The 18,112-nt window shown below is 63.9% G+C and carries 16 protein-coding genes; 8 read left to right on the plus strand and 8 right to left on the minus strand.

Annotated elements, in window-relative coordinates; all coding sequences use genetic code 11:
* Positions 1-74: 74 nt before the first annotated feature.
* Positions 75-236, plus strand: coding sequence for a hypothetical protein (locus MA09_RS24860; protein WP_161783223.1), 162 nt, complete (start codon positions 75-77; stop codon positions 234-236).
* A 556-nt stretch (positions 237-792) separates the two neighbouring features.
* Here MA09_RS24860 and MA09_RS13845 read toward each other — a convergent pair.
* Complete coding sequence (locus MA09_RS13845) at positions 793-3,057, minus strand: hypothetical protein (protein ID WP_152594656.1); 2,265 nt, start codon at positions 3,055-3,057, stop codon at positions 793-795.
* A gap of 213 nt (positions 3,058-3,270) precedes the next feature.
* Between MA09_RS13845 and MA09_RS13850 the strand changes: the two genes are divergently transcribed.
* A complete protein-coding gene (locus MA09_RS13850; protein WP_200883068.1) occupies positions 3,271-4,455 on the plus strand; it encodes an ABC transporter substrate-binding protein in 1,185 nt (394 codons plus the stop codon).
* Positions 4,456-4,457: 2 nt separating this feature from the next.
* Complete coding sequence (locus MA09_RS23730; protein WP_051933429.1) at positions 4,458-6,545, plus strand: ATP-binding protein; 2,088 nt, start codon at positions 4,458-4,460, stop codon at positions 6,543-6,545.
* Between the two features lie 338 nt (positions 6,546-6,883).
* Here MA09_RS23730 and MA09_RS13860 read toward each other — a convergent pair whose 3' ends face one another.
* Both MA09_RS13860 and MA09_RS13865 read right to left on the minus strand, forming a co-directional pair.
* On the minus strand, positions 6,884-7,567 hold the full coding sequence (locus MA09_RS13860) for a Fe2+-dependent dioxygenase (RefSeq protein WP_036249413.1): 684 nt from the start codon (positions 7,565-7,567) through the stop codon (positions 6,884-6,886).
* A 90-nt stretch (positions 7,568-7,657) separates the two neighbouring features.
* Entirely contained in the window at positions 7,658-10,003 is a 2,346-nt protein-coding gene (locus MA09_RS13865) for a TonB-dependent siderophore receptor (RefSeq protein WP_036249416.1), read from the minus strand.
* A 226-nt stretch (positions 10,004-10,229) separates the two neighbouring features.
* Here MA09_RS13865 and MA09_RS13870 point away from each other — a divergent pair, with 226 nt between their 5' ends.
* From MA09_RS13870 to MA09_RS13880, 3 genes are all read left to right on the plus strand, one after another.
* A complete protein-coding gene (locus tag MA09_RS13870) occupies positions 10,230-11,483 on the plus strand; it encodes a DUF2863 family protein (protein ID WP_036249419.1) in 1,254 nt (417 codons plus the stop codon).
* Positions 11,484-11,621: 138 nt separating this feature from the next.
* A complete protein-coding gene (locus tag MA09_RS13875) occupies positions 11,622-12,353 on the plus strand; it encodes a prolyl oligopeptidase family serine peptidase (RefSeq protein ID WP_081897589.1) in 732 nt (243 codons plus the stop codon).
* Complete coding sequence (locus tag MA09_RS13880) at positions 12,298-12,885, plus strand: DUF4240 domain-containing protein (RefSeq protein ID WP_081897590.1); 588 nt, start codon at positions 12,298-12,300, stop codon at positions 12,883-12,885. Before MA09_RS13875 ends, MA09_RS13880 begins: the two co-directional genes overlap by 56 nt.
* A gap of 35 nt (positions 12,886-12,920) precedes the next feature.
* On the opposite strand, the gene MA09_RS13885 is transcribed toward MA09_RS13880, so the two are convergent.
* From MA09_RS13885 to MA09_RS13905, 5 genes are all read right to left on the minus strand, one after another.
* A complete protein-coding gene (locus tag MA09_RS13885; RefSeq protein WP_036249421.1) occupies positions 12,921-14,084 on the minus strand; it encodes a serine hydrolase in 1,164 nt (387 codons plus the stop codon).
* A complete protein-coding gene (locus MA09_RS13890) occupies positions 14,081-14,554 on the minus strand; it encodes a CYTH domain-containing protein (RefSeq protein WP_036249423.1) in 474 nt (157 codons plus the stop codon). The genes MA09_RS13885 and MA09_RS13890 overlap by 4 nt, the downstream gene beginning before the upstream one ends.
* A gap of 9 nt (positions 14,555-14,563) precedes the next feature.
* Positions 14,564-15,697 carry a M14-type cytosolic carboxypeptidase gene (locus MA09_RS13895; RefSeq protein ID WP_036249426.1) on the minus strand — a complete coding sequence of 378 codons (1,134 nt, stop codon included), beginning with the start codon at positions 15,695-15,697 and terminating at the stop codon, positions 14,564-14,566.
* A 133-nt stretch (positions 15,698-15,830) separates the two neighbouring features.
* Complete coding sequence (locus MA09_RS13900; RefSeq protein WP_051933485.1) at positions 15,831-16,196, minus strand: hypothetical protein; 366 nt, start codon at positions 16,194-16,196, stop codon at positions 15,831-15,833.
* A 198-nt stretch (positions 16,197-16,394) separates the two neighbouring features.
* On the minus strand, positions 16,395-16,703 hold the full coding sequence (locus MA09_RS13905) for a KGG domain-containing protein (RefSeq protein WP_036249432.1): 309 nt from the start codon (positions 16,701-16,703) through the stop codon (positions 16,395-16,397).
* Between the two features lie 343 nt (positions 16,704-17,046).
* Here MA09_RS13905 and MA09_RS13910 point away from each other — a divergent pair, with 343 nt between their 5' ends.
* Both MA09_RS13910 and MA09_RS13915 read left to right on the plus strand, forming a co-directional pair.
* Positions 17,047-17,721, plus strand: a complete 675-nt coding sequence (locus tag MA09_RS13910; RefSeq protein ID WP_036249436.1) for a hypothetical protein — start codon at positions 17,047-17,049, stop codon at positions 17,719-17,721.
* Positions 17,718-18,062, plus strand: coding sequence for a hypothetical protein (locus tag MA09_RS13915; RefSeq protein WP_036249438.1), 345 nt, complete (start codon positions 17,718-17,720; stop codon positions 18,060-18,062). The genes MA09_RS13910 and MA09_RS13915 overlap by 4 nt, the downstream gene beginning before the upstream one ends.
* The last annotated feature ends 50 nt before the right edge of the window (positions 18,063-18,112 follow it).

Raw genomic sequence — 18,112 nt, forward strand, 5'->3', positions numbered from 1 at the left:
AAGCCTTGTTGGATTGTGCACTGCACCATAACCGCTTATGGTGGCTGCACTGATACACAAACAAGGAGGGCCATATGGTCGACCATCTTCATGACGTCAAGGAACTGCAGCACGAGGGGAGAAATTCTTCAGTGCAGGCATTCGGCAAGTATCAACTTGGCCTAGACGAACACTTTCCCACCATTTCGGTTTTAACGGAGCCCTTACCCCATGGGCTGATCGCCGATGAGATGTGATCGGCGTGTCTGCTGCTTGGACTAAACAGGGACGCAGGGTGTTGTTGTTACGCGCATGGACTCGTCATACTGCCGCGAAGCCACTACACTTGACTCATCTGCTCATGATTCATCATGGCCACGTCAATCCAAGCCGCGCGTACGGTCTACCAGGCCGGCACACCGAGGGCGACAAAAAAGGCTGGAACCTGCGTGGGTTCCAGCCTTTTTTTGCAGGTAGCGAATCAAGTGCCAGGCTTTTCGATGCCATAGTGCCAGACCCGCGCCGTATGCCCTCCTCGTAGGTATGGCGATCGCTGTCGGGCAGGACAGCGTTCTTGACTGACGACCAGATGCCGGGCGCCTCGTGCGACGAGTAGCCTGTTTCGCCGCCCGGCGATGCATTGAAAGACAAAACGCCCGATGAGATTCATCGGGCGCTCGGGGGGAAGCAAGAACGAACTCTTCCTGCTGCTTACAGCTGTCAATCTATTTCCGGACTCGTCAACGGGGCGGCCTCAAGCCGACCAGCCATGAGCGATCATGCCCGGCTCACCCGTCCTCCGAGCGGCAGACCTTAATCAGCATACAACTGTGATACGCACGGTTTGCCTTCCTCGGCACATCCTGTTTCCACCGTATCTCCCTTCAGCAGATGCACTTCGCCGCCCCTGAACAGCAATGCACGGCCATCCTGGAACGGAAGCGGGTTGACGAAAGGACCTTCGTAGTCCACGGCGGAGCCGGTCGTACCCAGGCTTTCTACCCGCGCCTGACCGTTCGCATCGATCACGATCGCGTTTTGCGTTCCGTTCCCTCCCATGAAATTGAACATGCGCTTTCCCACGAAAGGTGGAGCAGCTTCCACAGGCTCTTGCGACGTCGCCGGAGGCGTGTCGGGCTGCGCGGGCTTTGTCAACGCAACCGGATGGACAAGGGGTGGCGGATTACTCGACTGCGCAAGTTGCGGCGCTGTCAAGCGTGTGCTCGTATCGTCCAGGTAGACGTTGTATCCGACGTACGCGTAGACGGCAAATACCGCAACAGCGAACATGCGGGCCCCTCCCGTGTACGCCTTGCGGAGGAATACCAAGGGTGCCATGAACGGGAAAATAAACAGGCCAAACGCCAGCCCCACACCGATCGACTTCAGCGGGGCAGCGGGTACCTCGGTGCTGTCCCGGGAACGTTCGACCACATCGGACGCCTGTGACGAACTGACGCGCGCCTCACGTTCAGCGATGGCTTGTCGTTGTCGCGCCTGTTCCGCCTCCGCTCGCGAAGGATAGACCTGTCCATCGTAGGTCTTGTGCCGCAGTTCTTCGCTATTGATCTTCTCTTCGTACGCATCGAGGATGTCACCTGCTTGGCGGTACACGAACGTACCCGTCCGCAGCTGGGCGAGTTTTTCCCGTTCCTTGTCGAGGTCCTGGCTGATCTGGCTGCCGACGACGAACACCGCATGGATCGCTTTCTTGTCTGTGCGAGCCTGCTGGGCTTCGGCCTGGGAGGAATAGACATGTCCGTCGAATTTACGCTGCTTCATGTCCATCGCGTCCAGCTTGTCCTGCAGCTCCCTGATGATTGCATCGGCGCCGTGATAGACGTAGCTTTGCGCTTTCAGGCCCGCCAGCTTCACCTGCTCTTCGCCCAGGTCGCTGCCAACTGCGCCAAGGGCATCCCGCAGGCGGTCCCGCTCCCGTTCGGCCTGCTGCATTTCATCGACGGTCGCGTAAATGTGCTTGTCGAGCGTCCGGCCCTTCTGGTCGATTTTTTCCATGAGGGCAGCGACTTCATCATCGTAAAGGCACCCAAGCCTGGTCGCCAGCGCCGTGAGTTGTTCGGTCGCCGCAGCCGGCGAGAACTGGGGCGCGCTGAACAGTGGATTGATCTCAGTCTTAATCTGTTGCAACTTCATGTCGAGGACATCAATGTCGTGCGACAAGCCGTAACATTCCAGCTCGTGATCAGGATCCCCCAGCACTGACAAGGCGAGCCGATACCGGTTGTCGTCATAGGGATTGCCTTCGAGGATTTCCGGGACCACGTCCGCCGCAGCGCTCACCGGGATTTTTCCATCCATTAGGTTCCTCTGCAGACGGACCGCCCGTTCCACCAGGTCGAGGTCAGCGAGGAATGCAGGCATGCAGCCATCGGCGTTCTTCACGATGAATTCGAATACAGCCACATGTACTGCCTTCACGTTGAGATGAATCGCGTTGGCGAGGAAAGCCCGGTTTTGTTCGTCGTTGAAGAATGCGCTCAGCTGCTTCTTCTGCGCAGCGCGTGTGCTTGCGCTGCCGATCGCGTTGCGCAACCCGTGGGCCATTCCCCATGCCGCATTGGCCGCGCCGGCCATGGCGATTCCCTTGACCGCCCCCGCGATACCGAAGCCTCCGCCCACGAAGCGCGAGCGGTTCTGCATGCGGCGCTGACGGTGGGCTTCCATCTCCGCACCTTCGGCAATGATCTCGGCGTAGACACTGTCCCACTCCGAAAATGCCGCGCCCCAGGTCAGGTAAGGTGCCAGATACTGCCCGACAAAAACCTCATGGGTCAGGTCATAGCAACCACGCTCGATAAGATAGTCCACGCCCACCTGAGCCGCTGCAGCAATGATCTGGCGCCCCTTTGCATAGCCGATGTCGGCGAACTGGTGGCAATCGCCACATTCCCGATAGGCCTGGTTGAACTGGTCCACGGCTGCGTCGGGAAGATTCGCGAAGCGTCTGCGTACCTCACGGTATGCGTTGCGCTCTTCGGTGATGTCAACTTCAGCGTTGTAAAGCTTTACTTTCATGAGATGGGCGCGTTTGGTGGTTAAAATCTTTCTTTGAATCATCTTAGAACCTAATTACAAAACTAGCAAAGCAAATTGTTGTCAAGCAACAGCCAGAATCTTCCTCTAAAATGGAAGCTATCTATTCCAAGTTATTTCCGTCGTGCCAAACTACGAGCCTTTGGCAGCTCATTGAGGCCGCGCCTGCGCGTTTGCCGATTACAATGCTGAACCGATTTCACCGTAGCAGCTATGTTGACCCCCATCGTTTCCCATTTGAGCAAGCTTGTTGCCGGCATCTTTGCCAGCCTGATTGTCATCGTCCTGTGGATCGCCCCGGCGAGCGCGGAGCCGAAGCCGGTGCGCGTCGGCCTTGACGCCGAGTTCGGCCTGGATAACAGTACCTCGGCCCAGGCCGTCGAGCTGGGCATGCGCACGGCCATTGCCGAGATCAACCGCGCCGGCGGCGTATTGAACGGCAGGCCCCTCGAACTCGTCACCAAGGACCATCGCTCGATTCCGGCCCGCGGCATCCGCAACATCGAAGAGTTTGCGCGCATGCCCGATCTGGTCGCCGTGTTCGGAGGCCGCTTCAGTCCCGTGATCATCGAGGAGCTCCCGACCCTGAAGGCGACCAAGACCTTGTTCATGGCGGTCTGGTCGTCGGCCGACGGCATCATCGACAACGGCATGCAGCCCAACTACGCCTACCGCCTGTCGCTGCGGGACAGCCTGGCCATGCCGAAATTGCTGCAGACCGCACACAAGCGGGGCCTGCAGCGCGTCGGGCTGCTGCTGACCAATACCTCATGGGGACGCAGCAACCTGGCTGCCGCCGAAAAGTTCGCTGCCGCAAAGCCGGACATCACGATCGTGCAGACCGCCTGGTACAACTGGCGCGACCAGTCCCTGGTCGCCAAGTACAAGGCGCTGCGCAGCGCCGGCGCCCAGGCGATCGTCCTGGTCGCCAATGACGATGAAGCAGCCATCCTGGTGCGCGAAGTGGCCGCCTTGCCGAAGGCCGAACGCATACCGATCCTGAGCCACTGGGGCGTCACGGGCGGCGAGTTCGTCAGGCAAGCGGGCCCTGCCCTGAACGAGGTCGACTTTTCCGTCATCCAGACCTTTTCCTTCTTCAGGGCCGACAAGAAACAGCTCGCGCGCTTCATGAGCAGCGTCGCCACCGTGTCTCCTGTCCGCAGGATCGAGGACATCCAGGGACCGGTGGGCGTAGCGCATGCCTATGACCTGATGCACATCCTGGCCAAGGCGATCGACCTGGCCGGAAGCACCGACAGGAAAGCCGTGCGCGACGCCCTGGAGAAGGTGCGCGTGCATCACGGACTGGTGAAGACCTATGCGCCGCCCTTCACGCCGACCCGCCATGAAGCGCTGAGCGCGCGCGAGCTCCTGATCGCCCGCTATCGTGCGGACGGCGTGCTCGTGCCGACCGACGACTGATCATGGCGCCCTGGTCGACCTCCCGGACTGCGAGCCTGACGCAGCGCTTTGCGCTCGCCTCGGCCATCCTGGCCGGCGTCGCCGTGCTGCTGGTGGCAGCCGCATCGCTCTGGCTGGTCAACCGCCAGCACGCTTCCGCTGTCGCGCTGCTGCAGCAGCGCGAGGCCGCGTTTAATGCGAGAACGGTCAACGACACCCTCGCCACGCTCGTCTCGCGCATGGGCGAAGTAGCGAACAGCCCCATCCTGGCAACCGGCCTGGTGGACAGTGCGGGTAAGGAAACCTACCTGGCGCCCTTCCTCGGCGGCCTGCGCCAGATCGACGGCATTCCGGTCCAGGTCCTGTTCACCGATTTCGAAGGCAAGCCGGTTGCCGGCAACGGCCTCGATCGCTTCGACGAAGAGCAACTTGCCTGGCTGCGCGACCGCATCGATCGCGGCGTGGAAAACGCGGCCATTTTCCAGCGGCCGCAAGGCGCGGAACTCGTCGGCGTCAGCCTGCTGCGCTATTCGCGCACCAATACCCCCGAGGGTGCGCTGGTCTACAAGGTCACGATGCAGGACCTGCACCCGGGGCCGTCATCCACCCTGAGGTGGAAGGGACAGGCACGGGCGGCGCAGGCAGACGACATCCTGGAGATGCCGGTCAAGGTGCCTGCCCAGCTCGCGCACCTGGGCCTGACACTGCACGTCGACACCTCCGGGCTCGACGATGTCCTGGAGGCGCCCTCATCCCAGTACGACCTGATCGGCGGCATCGCGGCCCTGCTCGCCCTGGTGGTGTTCCTGCTGGGGAAGCGCCTTTCGCTTGGCCTGACCCAGGACCTGCGCAAGCTCGAGCAGTTCGCCGGCAGGCTGGGCGAAGAAGGCATTGCCGGGGAGCGCGCCAACCTTGCCGGCAGCAGCGAAACGGTCACCCTCGCCCGGTCGATCAACCAGATGCTCGATCGCCTGCAGCGGCAGCAGGAGCACCTGCAGCGGGAGCACCGGCGCAAGGACGAGTTCCTGGCCATGCTGGCGCACGAACTGCGCAACCCGCTCGCGCCGATCAGCAGTGCCGCCCAGCTCCTGCGCATGCTCTTTGCGAACGAGCCGCGGGTCCGGCAGGCGAGCGAGGTCATCTCGCGCCAGGTGACGCACATGACGCATCTGGTCGATGACTTGCTGGACGTGTCGCGCGTCACCCGTGGACTGGTCACGATCAACAAGACCGAGGTGGAACTCGGCGACGTGCTGCGCGAAGCCGTCGAGCAGGTCACGCCCCTGATCGAAGCCCGGGGCCATCGCCTGGCGCTGGACACCCCGGCCCATCCCATGCCTGTGAGCGGCGATCGGACCAGGCTGATCCAGGTCGCGGCCAACCTGCTCAGCAACGCCGCGAAATACACGCCCGACGGCGGCGCGCTGCGCGTCAGCCTGCGGCAACGGGACGGGAGCGCGATCCTGGAGGTGCAGGACAACGGAATCGGCATCGGCCAGGACCTGCTGCCGGCCGTGTTCGACCTGTTCACCCAGGGCCAGCGCACGCCCGACCGTGCCCAGGGCGGGCTTGGCCTGGGCCTGGCATTGGTGAAGAAGCTGGTCGAGCTGCACGGCGGCAGCGTCGAGGCCCATAGCGGCGGCGCCGGCCAGGGCAGTACGTTCACCGTTCACCTGCCCTTGCTGCCGGCGGTCCACGGCACGTTGGCCGCTACCACCGGCGCTGCCACCGCGGCCGTCGCACAGGCCAGCCGCATCCTGGTGGTGGATGACAATGTCGACGCCGCGAACACCCTCACCATGCTGCTGCAGACCGCGGGGCACGAGGTAAGGACCGAGCATTCGGCGCAGGCCGCGCTGGCGGTCGCCGGACGGAAGGACTTCGATTTCATCCTGCTCGATATCGGGTTACCGGACATGAGCGGACACGAGCTGGCCAAAACCCTGAAGCAGCAGCCGCGCTGCGCCGGCGCCACGTTCATCGCCGTCAGCGGCTACGGCCAGGAACAGGACCGCCGGATGTCGCAGCAGGCCGGCTTTGCGGCCCACCTGGTCAAACCTGTGGTGGCGGACGAACTGATCGACACCATCGCACGCTTCAAGGGTGCCTGACGCCCACCCGCAATCGCGGTGCCTGCAAGGGCGGAACCTGCAAAGGTTCCGCCTTGTGTCTTGTGCCTGGCCGGTATCGCCAGGTCGTCCCGCAGGGGTCATCGGGCGAAGCCTGAGCGGTACGGGAGGACTTGGAAGGGGAAACGTACTAGCCTGTCGCCGCCATGAACAGCCAGGAGAGCACCATGAACGAGCGAACGTTGATTGGCGTGAGCGTCTGCGTCATGTATGCCTTGTTGATCGCTGCATGCTTCGCGTATGTGAAACTGGGACTGGCGACAAGCTGCTACACACAAGCGTTCGAAGCGCGGGCGGCTCCCGCAGGAGAGGCAGCGCCCTCAGGTCTGAGCCCACATCCTGAGCAGGTTGTGATAATGCCCCGTGATCCCCACGATGGCCTCGGTCTCGCCATGCGCCGCCCGGAGCTTCTGGATGTTGGTATCCAGCTCGAACAGCACGGCGCGCTTCCCGTCGTCCCGCACCATGCTCTGGGTCCACAGGAAGGACGCCACGCGCTCGCCGCGCGTCACCGGCAGCACCTGGTGCACGCTCCCCGACGGATACACGATGGCGTCGCCCGCCGGCAGCTTGACCTCATGCGTGCCGTAGGCATCCACGACCACCAGCTCGCCGCCGTCGTAATCGTCCGGATCGCTCAGGAACACGGTAGTCGACACGTCCGCCCGCACCGGCGGCAATCCGCCACGCTGGGGCCTGATCGCGCCGTCGACGTGCAGCCCGTAGTGCTCTCCCCCGCCGTAGGCGTTGAAGTAAGGGGCCAGGATCCGCAAGGGCAGCACGCTTGAGAAGAACAGCGGATTGTTCATCAGCGCCGCGCTCACCACCTGCCCCAGTTCGACCGCCAGCGGCGAGCCTTCCTTCAGCTGGCGGTTGCGCTTGACCTGGGCGCCCTGCGGGCCGACGCTCTCGCGCCCGTCCACCCATTCGGGCGCCCCCGCCATGCGGGCGCGGATGGCGGCGACCTGTTCGCGCTGAAGCACGCCCGGGATGTGCAGCATCATGATGTCTTCATCCTTCGTAAAAAGAAAAATGCCCCCCGGATCATATCAGGAGGGCGAAGTCCGGTTGCCCGGCGGGGGTGGTACCCGGTATCAGAACTTGAGGTTGGCCATCAGGGTGGCCGAGCGGCCCGGGCCCACGCCGGCGTAGTGCGGCGACGAGACGCGGTCGAAGTACAGCTTGTCCGTCAGGTTCTGGATGTTCAGCTGGAAGGACACGTTCGGGCTCAGCGTGTAGGTCGCCATTGCATCGAAGCGCGTGTAGGCCGGCGAATACTTGGTGTTGTTCACGTTGGCGAACTGGCGGTCCACGAAGTTGGCGCCGCCGCCGATCGTCAGGGCCCGGCTTACCGCGTAGGTCGTCCACAGCGAAGCACTGTGCTTCGGCGTGGTCGGGAAGGCGTTGCCGTTGAACGGCGACGGGATCCAGCGCGGCGCAGCAGTGGTGCCGGCGTTGGCGTTGACGTAGCCGTTGTCGGCGATGATGCCGTCCAGGTAGGTGTAGCCGCCGAACACGGTCCAGGCGTTGGTGATGCGGCCCGACAGGCCGAACTCGACGCCCTTCATTTCCTTGCGGCCCACGTTCTGGGTGGTGCCGTCCGGCGCGGTGACGCGGGCATTGTCCATGTCGTTCTTGAACACGGCGGCGCTGACCGACAGACGGCCGCCCGGCAGGACTTCCCACTTGGTGCCCAGCTCGATGCTGCGACTCTTCTGCGGTTGCAGGTTCTGGATCTGCACGGTCAGCGCATCGAGGCCGTCGCCGCCATCGTTGCCCGGCGGGGTCGCCGACGTCGCCCACGACACGTAGACACTGCCGTTTGCCTTCGGCTTGTACACCAGGCCGGCCTGGTAGGTGTCGAAATTCGACTCGACGCGGGCACGCGTGACGCCCGCGGTCGCGGTGGCCGGGGTGAACAGGGCGCTCGAGAAGTCGTCCCAGCGCGCGCCCAGGTTCAGCAGCCACTGCGGAGTGAACTCGATGGTGTCGAAGCCGTAGACGGCGCGGGTGCGGGTCTCGACCGTGGTCAGGGTTGGCGACTTGGTGCGGGTATAAACCCAAGGATCATACGGGTTCGGGTTAACCAGGGTGGTGCAGTTGTAGAGGGTGGCTGCGCCCGCGGTCGGACAGGTGAAGGTGCCAGTCCGCGGGTTGTTGGTGCCCGGGCTGAACACGAAGCTGCCGCGGTCGGTGTCCTCGCGCGAGAACTCGACGCCGACATTGAAGCTGTGCTTGATGCCTGCGGTAGCGAAGTTACCGGTCAGGCTGGTCGAATTGGCCAAGGTCCGGGTATCGACGTCGCGGGTGTTGGCGCGGCGCCAGACCGTGCCGTAGCGGACGGTGTTGCCCTTCGAATCGTCCGGCTGGGTGTAGACGTAGTCCTGGCCGGTCTTGCCCCAGCGGCTCACGTTGCGGATCGCCAGGTTCGGGCTGAACTCGTGACGCAGGTCGACGGTGGCGACGTCGGTCTTGGTGTCGCGGAAATCGCGGTTCTTCAGGCCGTAGAAGGCTTCGCGGTCCACGGTGAAGGGGGTGCCGCCGCCGTTCTTCGCGACGTCCGGGCCGCTGGTGACCGGATTGTTGAACGGGATGCCGGTATCCGGGATCTCGTGGCTTTCCATGTGGTAGTAGCTCAGGATCGCGCGGGTCGGGCCGTTCAGGCCGAAGGTCACGGTCGGTGCGATGCCCCAGCGCTCGTTATTCACGATGTCGCGGCCGGCAACGTCGTTGGCGTGGACCATGGCATTCAGGCGGAAGGCCGTGTTCTCGCCCACGACGCGGTTGAGGTCGGCAGTGACGCGGGCGTATTTGTCGGTGCCCAGCCCGACGGTGGCATTGTTGAAGTTGCTGTCCTTGGCGGTCTTGGTGACGATATTGATGCCGCCGCCGGCCGAGGAACGGCCACCCAGCGCCGAGTTCGGGCCCTTGACCACTTCGACCTGCTCGATGGCGAAGATCTCGCGCGACTGCGAGCCGGAATCGCGCACGCCGTCGATATACGTGTCGGTCTGGGCGTTGTAGCCGCGGATGAACAGGTTGTCGCCCACCGGGTTGCCGCCTTCCGAGGCGCCAATGGTGATGCCCGGCACGGTGCGCAGGGCGTCGGTCAGCGACACGGCACCGGTCTGCGAGATGGTTTCCGAGGTCACGACCGTGACCGATTTCGGGGTGTCGAGCAGCGGCGCAGTGAACTTGTCCGAGCTCGACTTGACCGGCCCCTGCACGGCGCGGTCGGCGCCTGCGTTGACGACCACCTTGGGCAGGCTGGCGCCCTCATGCAGTTCAGGAGCCTCTTCCAGGCCGGTGGCATGGGCCAAGGGCATGGCCAGCGTCGCCAGCACGGCCATTGCGGAAGCCGACATGACGGGAGCGGAAGGACGGGAGTGTTTCTTGCTCTTGATGAAGGTGCTGCTTGCCTGCGAGGTGATCGTGGTCATTTTTTGTTTGGTCAGAGGGGAAGGCGCCGGATCGAAAGGTGACGCAAATGAGTGACGTTAATGAGAACGATTCGCATTATCCTTTCTATTTAGATTTTTTGCAAGCGCGCTCTATCCCTTCGTGGTGGCCTTGTGTTCATGGCATGTGGCCGAATCAACTACAATACCGGAGATATGGGTTTATCATGACCTTGACCACTATTTGAAAAGAGAGACCCCTAGCGCCATGCGTCGTCCTTCGAAAGATTCAACCCCTAAACTTTCCGCCGAAAGCCAGCGTCTCGTCAGCATTGCGCAAGCCATCATGCAGGCCGCCAGCCGCGTCGAAGAACGGACCTGGGAGCACCAACTGGACACGCAACTGCAGAAGCTGCTCAAGACCAACCACCAGGACAGCATCGACGCCGCACTGAACGTCCTGTTCAAGGACGATCTCGCCTCGTACGACGTGCTGATGGATGCGGTAGAGGCCGTGAGCGAATCGGCCACCATGGTCGAGCAGCAGGACGGCGGCGACGTCACCTGGCAGGCCCTGCTGGTGGCGGCGCCCGTGCTCGCCTGGACCCGCTTCTCCATCGCCTCGGGCAATATCCCGCCGGAGATGCTGAGCACCCTGCAGGCGCACTTCTCGGCCCACCTGCTGGCCGAAGGCACCCGCATCTGCATGGCGCCCACGCTGTACTCGATCGACCAGTTGCCGCGCACCCATGCCGAAACCTATGCGCTGACGCACAAGCTGGCGGCCGCCGCGCACAAGGGTGGCACGGTCAAGCCCGCCGCACGCGTGGAAGAAACCGCGCCCTTCCTGGCCGACACCCGCTACCTGCTGGTGGCCATCGTCGCGCCGCAAGGGGCGCCCATGTTCCGCTGGCAGGAGCCGCAGCACCACATCGGTTTCGCCGAAGAGCGCAACCGGGCGCTGGAACAGTGGCGCACCCAAGGTACGGCCAACATCGCGCGCCTGCTGCCGGGCTGCGGCGTCGAGCTGCTGCTGCCGGAAGCCTATTACGTGGCCTGCCGCGAAGCCGACAAGCTGATCCGCCCGATCTCGATCCGCGCCGCCGTCCACTACCTGACCCACACGCTGGGCGTGGAGCCCTCGGACCTGCGCGCCGTCATCGCCGGCTTCGGCGAAGAATCAAGCGACATCCAGATCGACGAATACCGCATCTCGTTCACGATGCGCCAGGACAGCGACGTCATGTACGGCATCGTGTGGCCGCTGTATGGCCAGGAAGACGAGAACGGCACGCCGATGGAAGGGCCGTTCGCCACCGGCCCTGCCCCGCTGACCCCGATCAACGAGATCGTGGCCCACCTGAACGAGGCCGGCATCGCCCACATCAAGCGCATCAACGAGCGCTATGTCGCCGAGTACTGCGACGACTGCGGCGGCCCGCTCTTCGCCGACCCCACGGGCGAGCTGGTGCATGCCGAGATGCCGGACGATACGCCGGCCGGGAGCGAGCACTTCCACTGAGTCGCCATCTGCTACACCCGCGCGGGCCGCCCGGCCCGCGCGGCGTTCCACCTCCCACCCTCTCCTGCTGATCTTGTCATCTGAGCATGTGGCCATGCTACAGTTGACGGATACCTATAACCTAAGGAGATGCCACTCATGCCCCGCCCCATTGTTCGCTTCGCCGTCGCCGCCCTCGGCCTGTGCGCCGCCAGCGCCGTGCTTGCCGCCACGCAGAAGCCCGCGCCCGCATCCCCGCAGCAGGCGCGCAGCACCGCCGTCAAGACGAAGATCAGCTACCTGACCTTCCTCCCGAAGTCCTACTCCGTCAAGGGCGACAAGGTCCCCCTGATCGTGTTCCTGCACGGCTCGGGCGAACGCGGCACCGACCTGAACAAGGTAAAGACCTGGGGCCCGCCGGCCATCGTCGAAAAGGATCCGGACTTCCCCTTCATGGTGGTCTCGCCACAAATTCCCGACGGCGAATGGTGGGACGCGTTCAGGCTGAAAGCCATGCTCGACGACGTCCTGAAGCGCTACAACGTCGATCCGAAGCGCGTCTACCTGACCGGCATCAGCATGGGCGGCTACGGCGCCTGGGATTTCGCGTCCCGCTATCCGGACTACTTCGCCGCGGTCGCCCCGATCTGCGGCGGCGGCATCCCGCGCCTGACCAGCCGCTTGAAGGACATTCCCGTGTGGGCCTTCCACGGCCTGAAGGACGACGCCGTGCCGGAGCAGGAATCGGCGCGCATGGTGGAGGCGCTCAAGGCGCAAGGCGGGAATGTGAAATACACGGTGCTGCCGGAAGCCGGCCACATCGAGGCGTGGGTACATGCCTACGGCGAGGCCGGGCTGTTCGACTGGTTCGCGCAGCAGCGCAGGCAGTGAGCGCTGCAGTCCCCTCACCTGTATCAGAAAGGCCGATATAGAAGAAACTGAATTTTGGCGCATCGTCGGCGCCGCGCGCGAGGCAGCCGGCAAGGATGTCGAGGAACGGCCGGAAACGCTCCGGCTGGAACTGGAGCGTCTTCCGCTCGACACGATCCAGTCGTTCCAGCGCCTCTATGAAACGCTCCTCCGGCGCGCGAATCGCTGGAATCTCTGGGGAGCGGCCTACCTGATGAATGGCGGCTGTTCCGACGACGGTTTCCGCTATTTCCGCGACTGGCTGATCTCGGAAGGCCAACAGGTGTTCGAACAGGCGCTGGACAATCCGGACTCGCTCGCCACCGTTGAAGATGCGGACTACTACGATCTGGAGTCGTTCGGCTATGTCGCCCTCGGCGTCTTCGAGTCGAAAGGCGGCGGGGAACTGGAACGTGACTTTTCGGACGAGACAACGATACCGTCCGGCGAGAAATGGGATGAAGACGACTTGCCGGGCATGTTTCCCCGCCTGGCAGAACGCTTCGACAGCTGAACCCGGCGGCCTGCGGACGCAGGCCGGCGAAGGAGTCAGCGCGGCAGGCTGGCGATGACCTTGGTGGCGAACTCGGCGGCGTTGCCGGCGTGCCAGCGCCACACGATCACCAGATCGTGGTCGGGTGACACGAGGACAGTGTTGCTGCCCGCGCCCAGTGCCGCATAGGCGTTGGCGGGCAGGCCCGGCAGGTTCTTGCCCTTGGTGTTCAGCCACCACAGGTAGCCGTAGTCCGGACCATGCGCGCTTGGCGTGAGCGCTTCCTTGACGTAGGACGCCGGCAGCACCTGCTTGCCGCGCCACTCGCCGCCGCGCAGCCACAGGTAGCCGAAGCGCGCCATGTCCCAGGAATTGATCCACATGCCGCCGCCCCAGCGCGTGCCGCCGCTAACGGACGGAACCTGCTTGCCGTTCAGTTCCACATAGCTGTTATGGTAGGGCACCCATTTCCAGCTGTTCGAGGCGCCGATCGGGTCCATCACCTGCTGCTTGAACACCTGCGGCACCGACTGGTCGAATACGCGCAGCAGCGACAGCGCAAAGCGGTTGATGCGCACGTCGTTGTACTCGTAGAAGCTGCCCGGCGCCTGCAAGGCGCGCGGCTTGCGCTCGCCGGCGCCGAAGGCTGACCGGCCGATGAAGTCGGCGTTCTTGCCCCACAGGCTGCCTTCCCACTCGGTCTCCTGCTGCAGGTGCTGCTTCCAGGTGACTTGCGCATTGCGGCTTGAGGCATAGCCGCCGTCGGTGACGCGCTTGCCTACCGGTTCATCGACGGCGATGCGGCCGTCGCGCACGGCCACGCCGGCGACCGTCGCCAGCATGCTCTTGGCCACCGAATAGGTCGGGTCCACGAAATTCGTGTCGCCGAATTCGGCCACCACGTAGCCCTTGTAGATCACCAGCCCGTTGGTGCGGGCGCGCTCGGTCGGCATCGACCCGAGGCGGCTGCCGAAGGTCGCTTCCTGGTCCGAGAAATCGACTGCGCGGGTGGTCTCGCGCGACTGCGCGAACTGCACCGCGGCCGCCAGGGCGTTGGCATCGATGCCGAGCTCGGCGGGCGACTTGCGGGCCCACTCGCCTGCGGGAGGAAAGTGGGTCGAGGATGCAGCGTTCGTTGCAGTTGCAGCACAACCGGCGAGCGCCGGCAGCAGCGCGGCCAGGCCCAATGCCAGCGCGCCACGGCGTGAAACTCGAATCATGGATTAGTCCACTGTGAATATGGGAAACGGATCAGGCTGGAGTTGTAGTAGCGCTTGTCGCCACTGACTTCCTGGCCGATCCAGTCGGGCTTCTCGAACACGGCGTCTTCACGCGGCAGTTCGATTTCGGCCACCACCAGGCCGGCGTTCTCGCCCAGGAATTCATCGACTTCCCAGGTGAAGCCGGCGTGCGCGATGCGGCGCCGGTATTTTTCGATCAGCGGACGCTCGCACAGGGTGTCGAGCAGTTCCTGCGCCTCTTGCAGGGGAATCGGATACTCCCATTCGCCGCGGCTCACACCCGTGCCCTTGCTCTTGATGGTGAGCCTGCCTTCGTCGCCCTCGATGCGCACGCGCACGGTGCGTACCGGGTCCGAGCACAGGTAGCCCTGGCGCAGCAGCACCGGCTCCCCCAGCGTGCGCCAGCCGTCGCCGGAGAGGAGAAACTTGCGCTCGATTTCGACGCCCATGCCCGCTCCCTATCGTTGATCAAGCGCCAGCGTCTGCAGGATCGGCTGCAGGATCGCCGCGCCCAGCGCCGCGCTGCGTGCGCCGTTCCAGCCGCTATGCGGGTCGGGCAGGTTGGCGTTGTCCTTGAACGGCATTTCCAGGGTCAGGGACAGGCACTTGAAGGTGTGGCCAATGTACTTCGAGGCCAGCGTGAGGAGTTCCTCGTTGTACTTGCTGGCCGCGTAGCCATGCACGTTCTGGAAGTCCGGGCTGGCCGCCATGTAGCGCTCGATAAACGCATTCTGGGTGGCCAGACGCTCCGGCGTAAAATCGGCCAGCATCTCGCTGCCGGCCACGAAGTTGTACGGCAAGGCTTCGTCGCCGTGGATGTCGAAGAACATGTCGACGCCGGTTTCGTGGATCTTGTTCTTCACGCACAGCACTTCCGGGCTGCGCTCGGGCGAAGGTGTCATCCATTCGCGGTTGAGGTTGGCGCCGGCCGCGTTGGTGCGCAGGTTGCCGCGCACCGAGCCGTCCGGGTTCATGTTCGGCACGATGTAGAACACCGCGCGCTGCAGGAGCTTGCGGGACACCGGATTGGCGTTGTCCAGCAGCGCATCCATCATGCCCTCCACGAACCACTCGGCCATGGTCTCGCCCGGATGCTGGCGCGCGATCACCCAGATCTTCTTGTCCGCCTGCGGGTTGCCGATCACGACCAGGTTCATGTCGCGGCCGTCGATCGTGGTGCCGATGTCGTGCACGCGCGCGAGCGGGTTCTCGGCCACTTCGCCGAGCAAACGCAGGTGGCGCTCCCAGGTATAGGGCTCGAAGTAGGCGTAGTAGATGCTGTCGAGTTCAGGCGTGTGGTTGATCGTCATCACCTGGCCGTCGAAACTGGTTGGCACGCGGAACCAGTTCTCGGTGTCGTAGCTGGCGGCGACCTGGTAGTCCTCGAAGCCTTTCGGGTAGGTGGCCTGCCCCGCATTCAGGAAGCGGATCGCGCAGGCCTGGCCGCGCGCGCCCTGCAGGCGGAAGTGGAACCACTGGTGGATGTCGGCGTGCGAATCCGCGCGCAGGTTCAGGTCGATCGCCTTCGGGCCGTCGGCGCGCACGACCTCGATGGCGCCGGAATCGAAGGCCTGGCTGATTTTGATGGGCATGGCGAATCCTTCATTGTCCGTTCAAGAGAAGCGCATATTACTGCAGCGATGCGTGCAGCGATGCGCTACATGCGGCGACCGGACAGGGACCGGCGCGATGCCGGCGCCCTGTGAGGCGCGATGACTGCGGCGATTACTGCGCGTCGAGGTCGATCAGGTCCTTGGCGTACATCAGCATGATCTGACGCATCAGTTCGACGTTGCTGCGGTCCAGCACCACGGTGAGGTCTTCCTTGGCATTCGAAGCGAAGGTCATGCGCAGGGTGCCGGGCAGCTCCTTGCACTGTACGTATTCGGCACGCGGGGTGTAGGGGTTGTCCCAATCCTGCTGGGTCACCGGCGCGCAGGGCGGGGGCGGCGCGAGGTTCGGGTCGCGATTGGCCGGCAGGTGCTTGAGCAGCCAGAACACGATGGTCGCAGGCACATAGAGTTGGACGTCGCCGGCGCCCTTGCAGGCAAACTTGACCAGCAACAGGTTGCCGACGCGATCGCATGACATGGCCATGCTCTTGACTTGACGAATTACCGCAGGTTTCACGACGATATTCCTAGGGAAAGGTTGAAAAAGGCGCAGCGATTCTACCGCATCCCACTGTCGTGTCAAAAAACAAAACGGGGAGCTTGCGCTCCCCGTGTCCGATCCGCCACTGGTCCCTGCCTTGCAGGGACCGTGACATGGCGTAAGAGCCTTTGGCTCTTACTCTTTCGAGCCGCGGCCGCCCTGCGAGTTGCGGCCGCCCTTGCTTGACGCTGCGCGCGACGGGCCACCCGAGCCGGCGTTGGCCGACTGGCGGTTGCCGTGGCTCATGCTGCCGGCACGGCGGGCTTCTTCCGAGGTGAACTCGTGGGCCGTGCCCTTGGCGTGGGCAGCCTTGCCGCCCTGGCTGGCGATCTCACGCTGGCGGGCCGGATCCATCGACGCGAAACCGCGGTTGCGGGTACCGCTGCTCTGGCTGTTGCCGCCCTGATTGCCGCCTTGCTTGCTACCTTGATTGCTTGAGGCCATGATGATCTTCTCCCTTGTACGCTTTATGAACCGCCGCGTCCTGCGGCAGGCTGTTGCCGGTCAAGCTGAAGCCCGATGAGTGACCAGCGAAATCATCTTAGGTAGCACTGATGAATGCCGGTATAGGACGCTTTCAGATGACTTTGTAGGACATCGCGCGACAGAAAATGCATCAGTGAAAATGTACTTCCAGTCGTCAACAAGCCCTTCAGTATCAGTCCTACACGGCCCCCCTACGTCTTCCTATACTGTGTTGAAGGGTGCGCGCGCATCATGGTACGCATCATGGCTATGATTAGGCGGGACTTGCAGGCCTTCCGCCGACACATCGAAAGGAGTCGACATGGACGCGAACCAACGTAGCGAATTCAACAATCAGACAAACAACGGCGCCAACGAAAAATGGACGCCCGGCTCCAAGGGCAATACCAAATCCGGCCCGATGGACCATACCTACCCGCAGGGGCCGAGCCAGCAGCAGGAGATCCGCGGCGGGAACGAGATGCATCCCAACCAGGATCCCTCCCGGATGGACCAGCAGGAAGTGGCCGCCGAGGACGGCAGCCGGGCCGACTACGAGACCACCCTGCCGGGCGCCGTTCCCAACGACTTGCCGGGCGGCTCGATGCAGAGCCAGCAGACCGGGGGCTCGGGCCCGCAACAGGGCATCACCGACAGCCACCAGCGCCAGATGGAACAGCGCTCGGGCGCCTGGGGCCTGCTGGAGCAGCCGGTCGGCCACCGCGACAAGCATTCCGGCACCGACCTGCGCGCCCACCCGGCCAACCAGCAGGGCCACAGCCAGGACGTGCACGCAATGAACCCGCACGATGCGGCGCAGCCCGAATTGCAGGGAGGCTCGCTCGGCCGCCACCACGGCGTGCCGACCGGCACCTACCAGTCGCAGGGCACGACCGCCCAGGTCGGCTACGGCAACCAGCAAAGCGACACGGCCAACCGCGAAGGCACCGGCATGGCCGTCGGCCCGCGTGGCAACCAGCAAAGGAGGGAATCATGAGCCAGCAGAACGAGCAGGGCAAAGGAGACCAGGGGGGCCAGAACCAGCAGTCGAGCACGGACCGCAACGGCTCCCAGACAGGTCCCGGTGGACGCGATGCCGGTACGCCGGACGTCCACCAATCGAACGATGCCGCCGGCGGCCTGCCGCGCAGCCCCGGCAATACCGGGCCGCGCAGCGAGGACCAGGGGTGGAAGCCGGGCCAGAGCGTGCAGGCGGACACGAATCCGGTGCACGAATCGAACGACGTCGCCGGCGGGCTGCCGAAGAGCCCGGCCGGTGCGAACCGCCTGGCGGGCGACCGCAAGATGGACGACGATACCGGTTTCTCGCGCAAATAACTTGCAACAGAGCTGTCACTGAGCTTTAACTGAGCTGTCACTGAGCTGTA

The sequence above is a fragment of the Massilia sp. BSC265 genome (assembly GCF_000740675.1).
Lineage (GTDB): Bacteria > Pseudomonadota > Gammaproteobacteria > Burkholderiales > Burkholderiaceae_D > Telluria.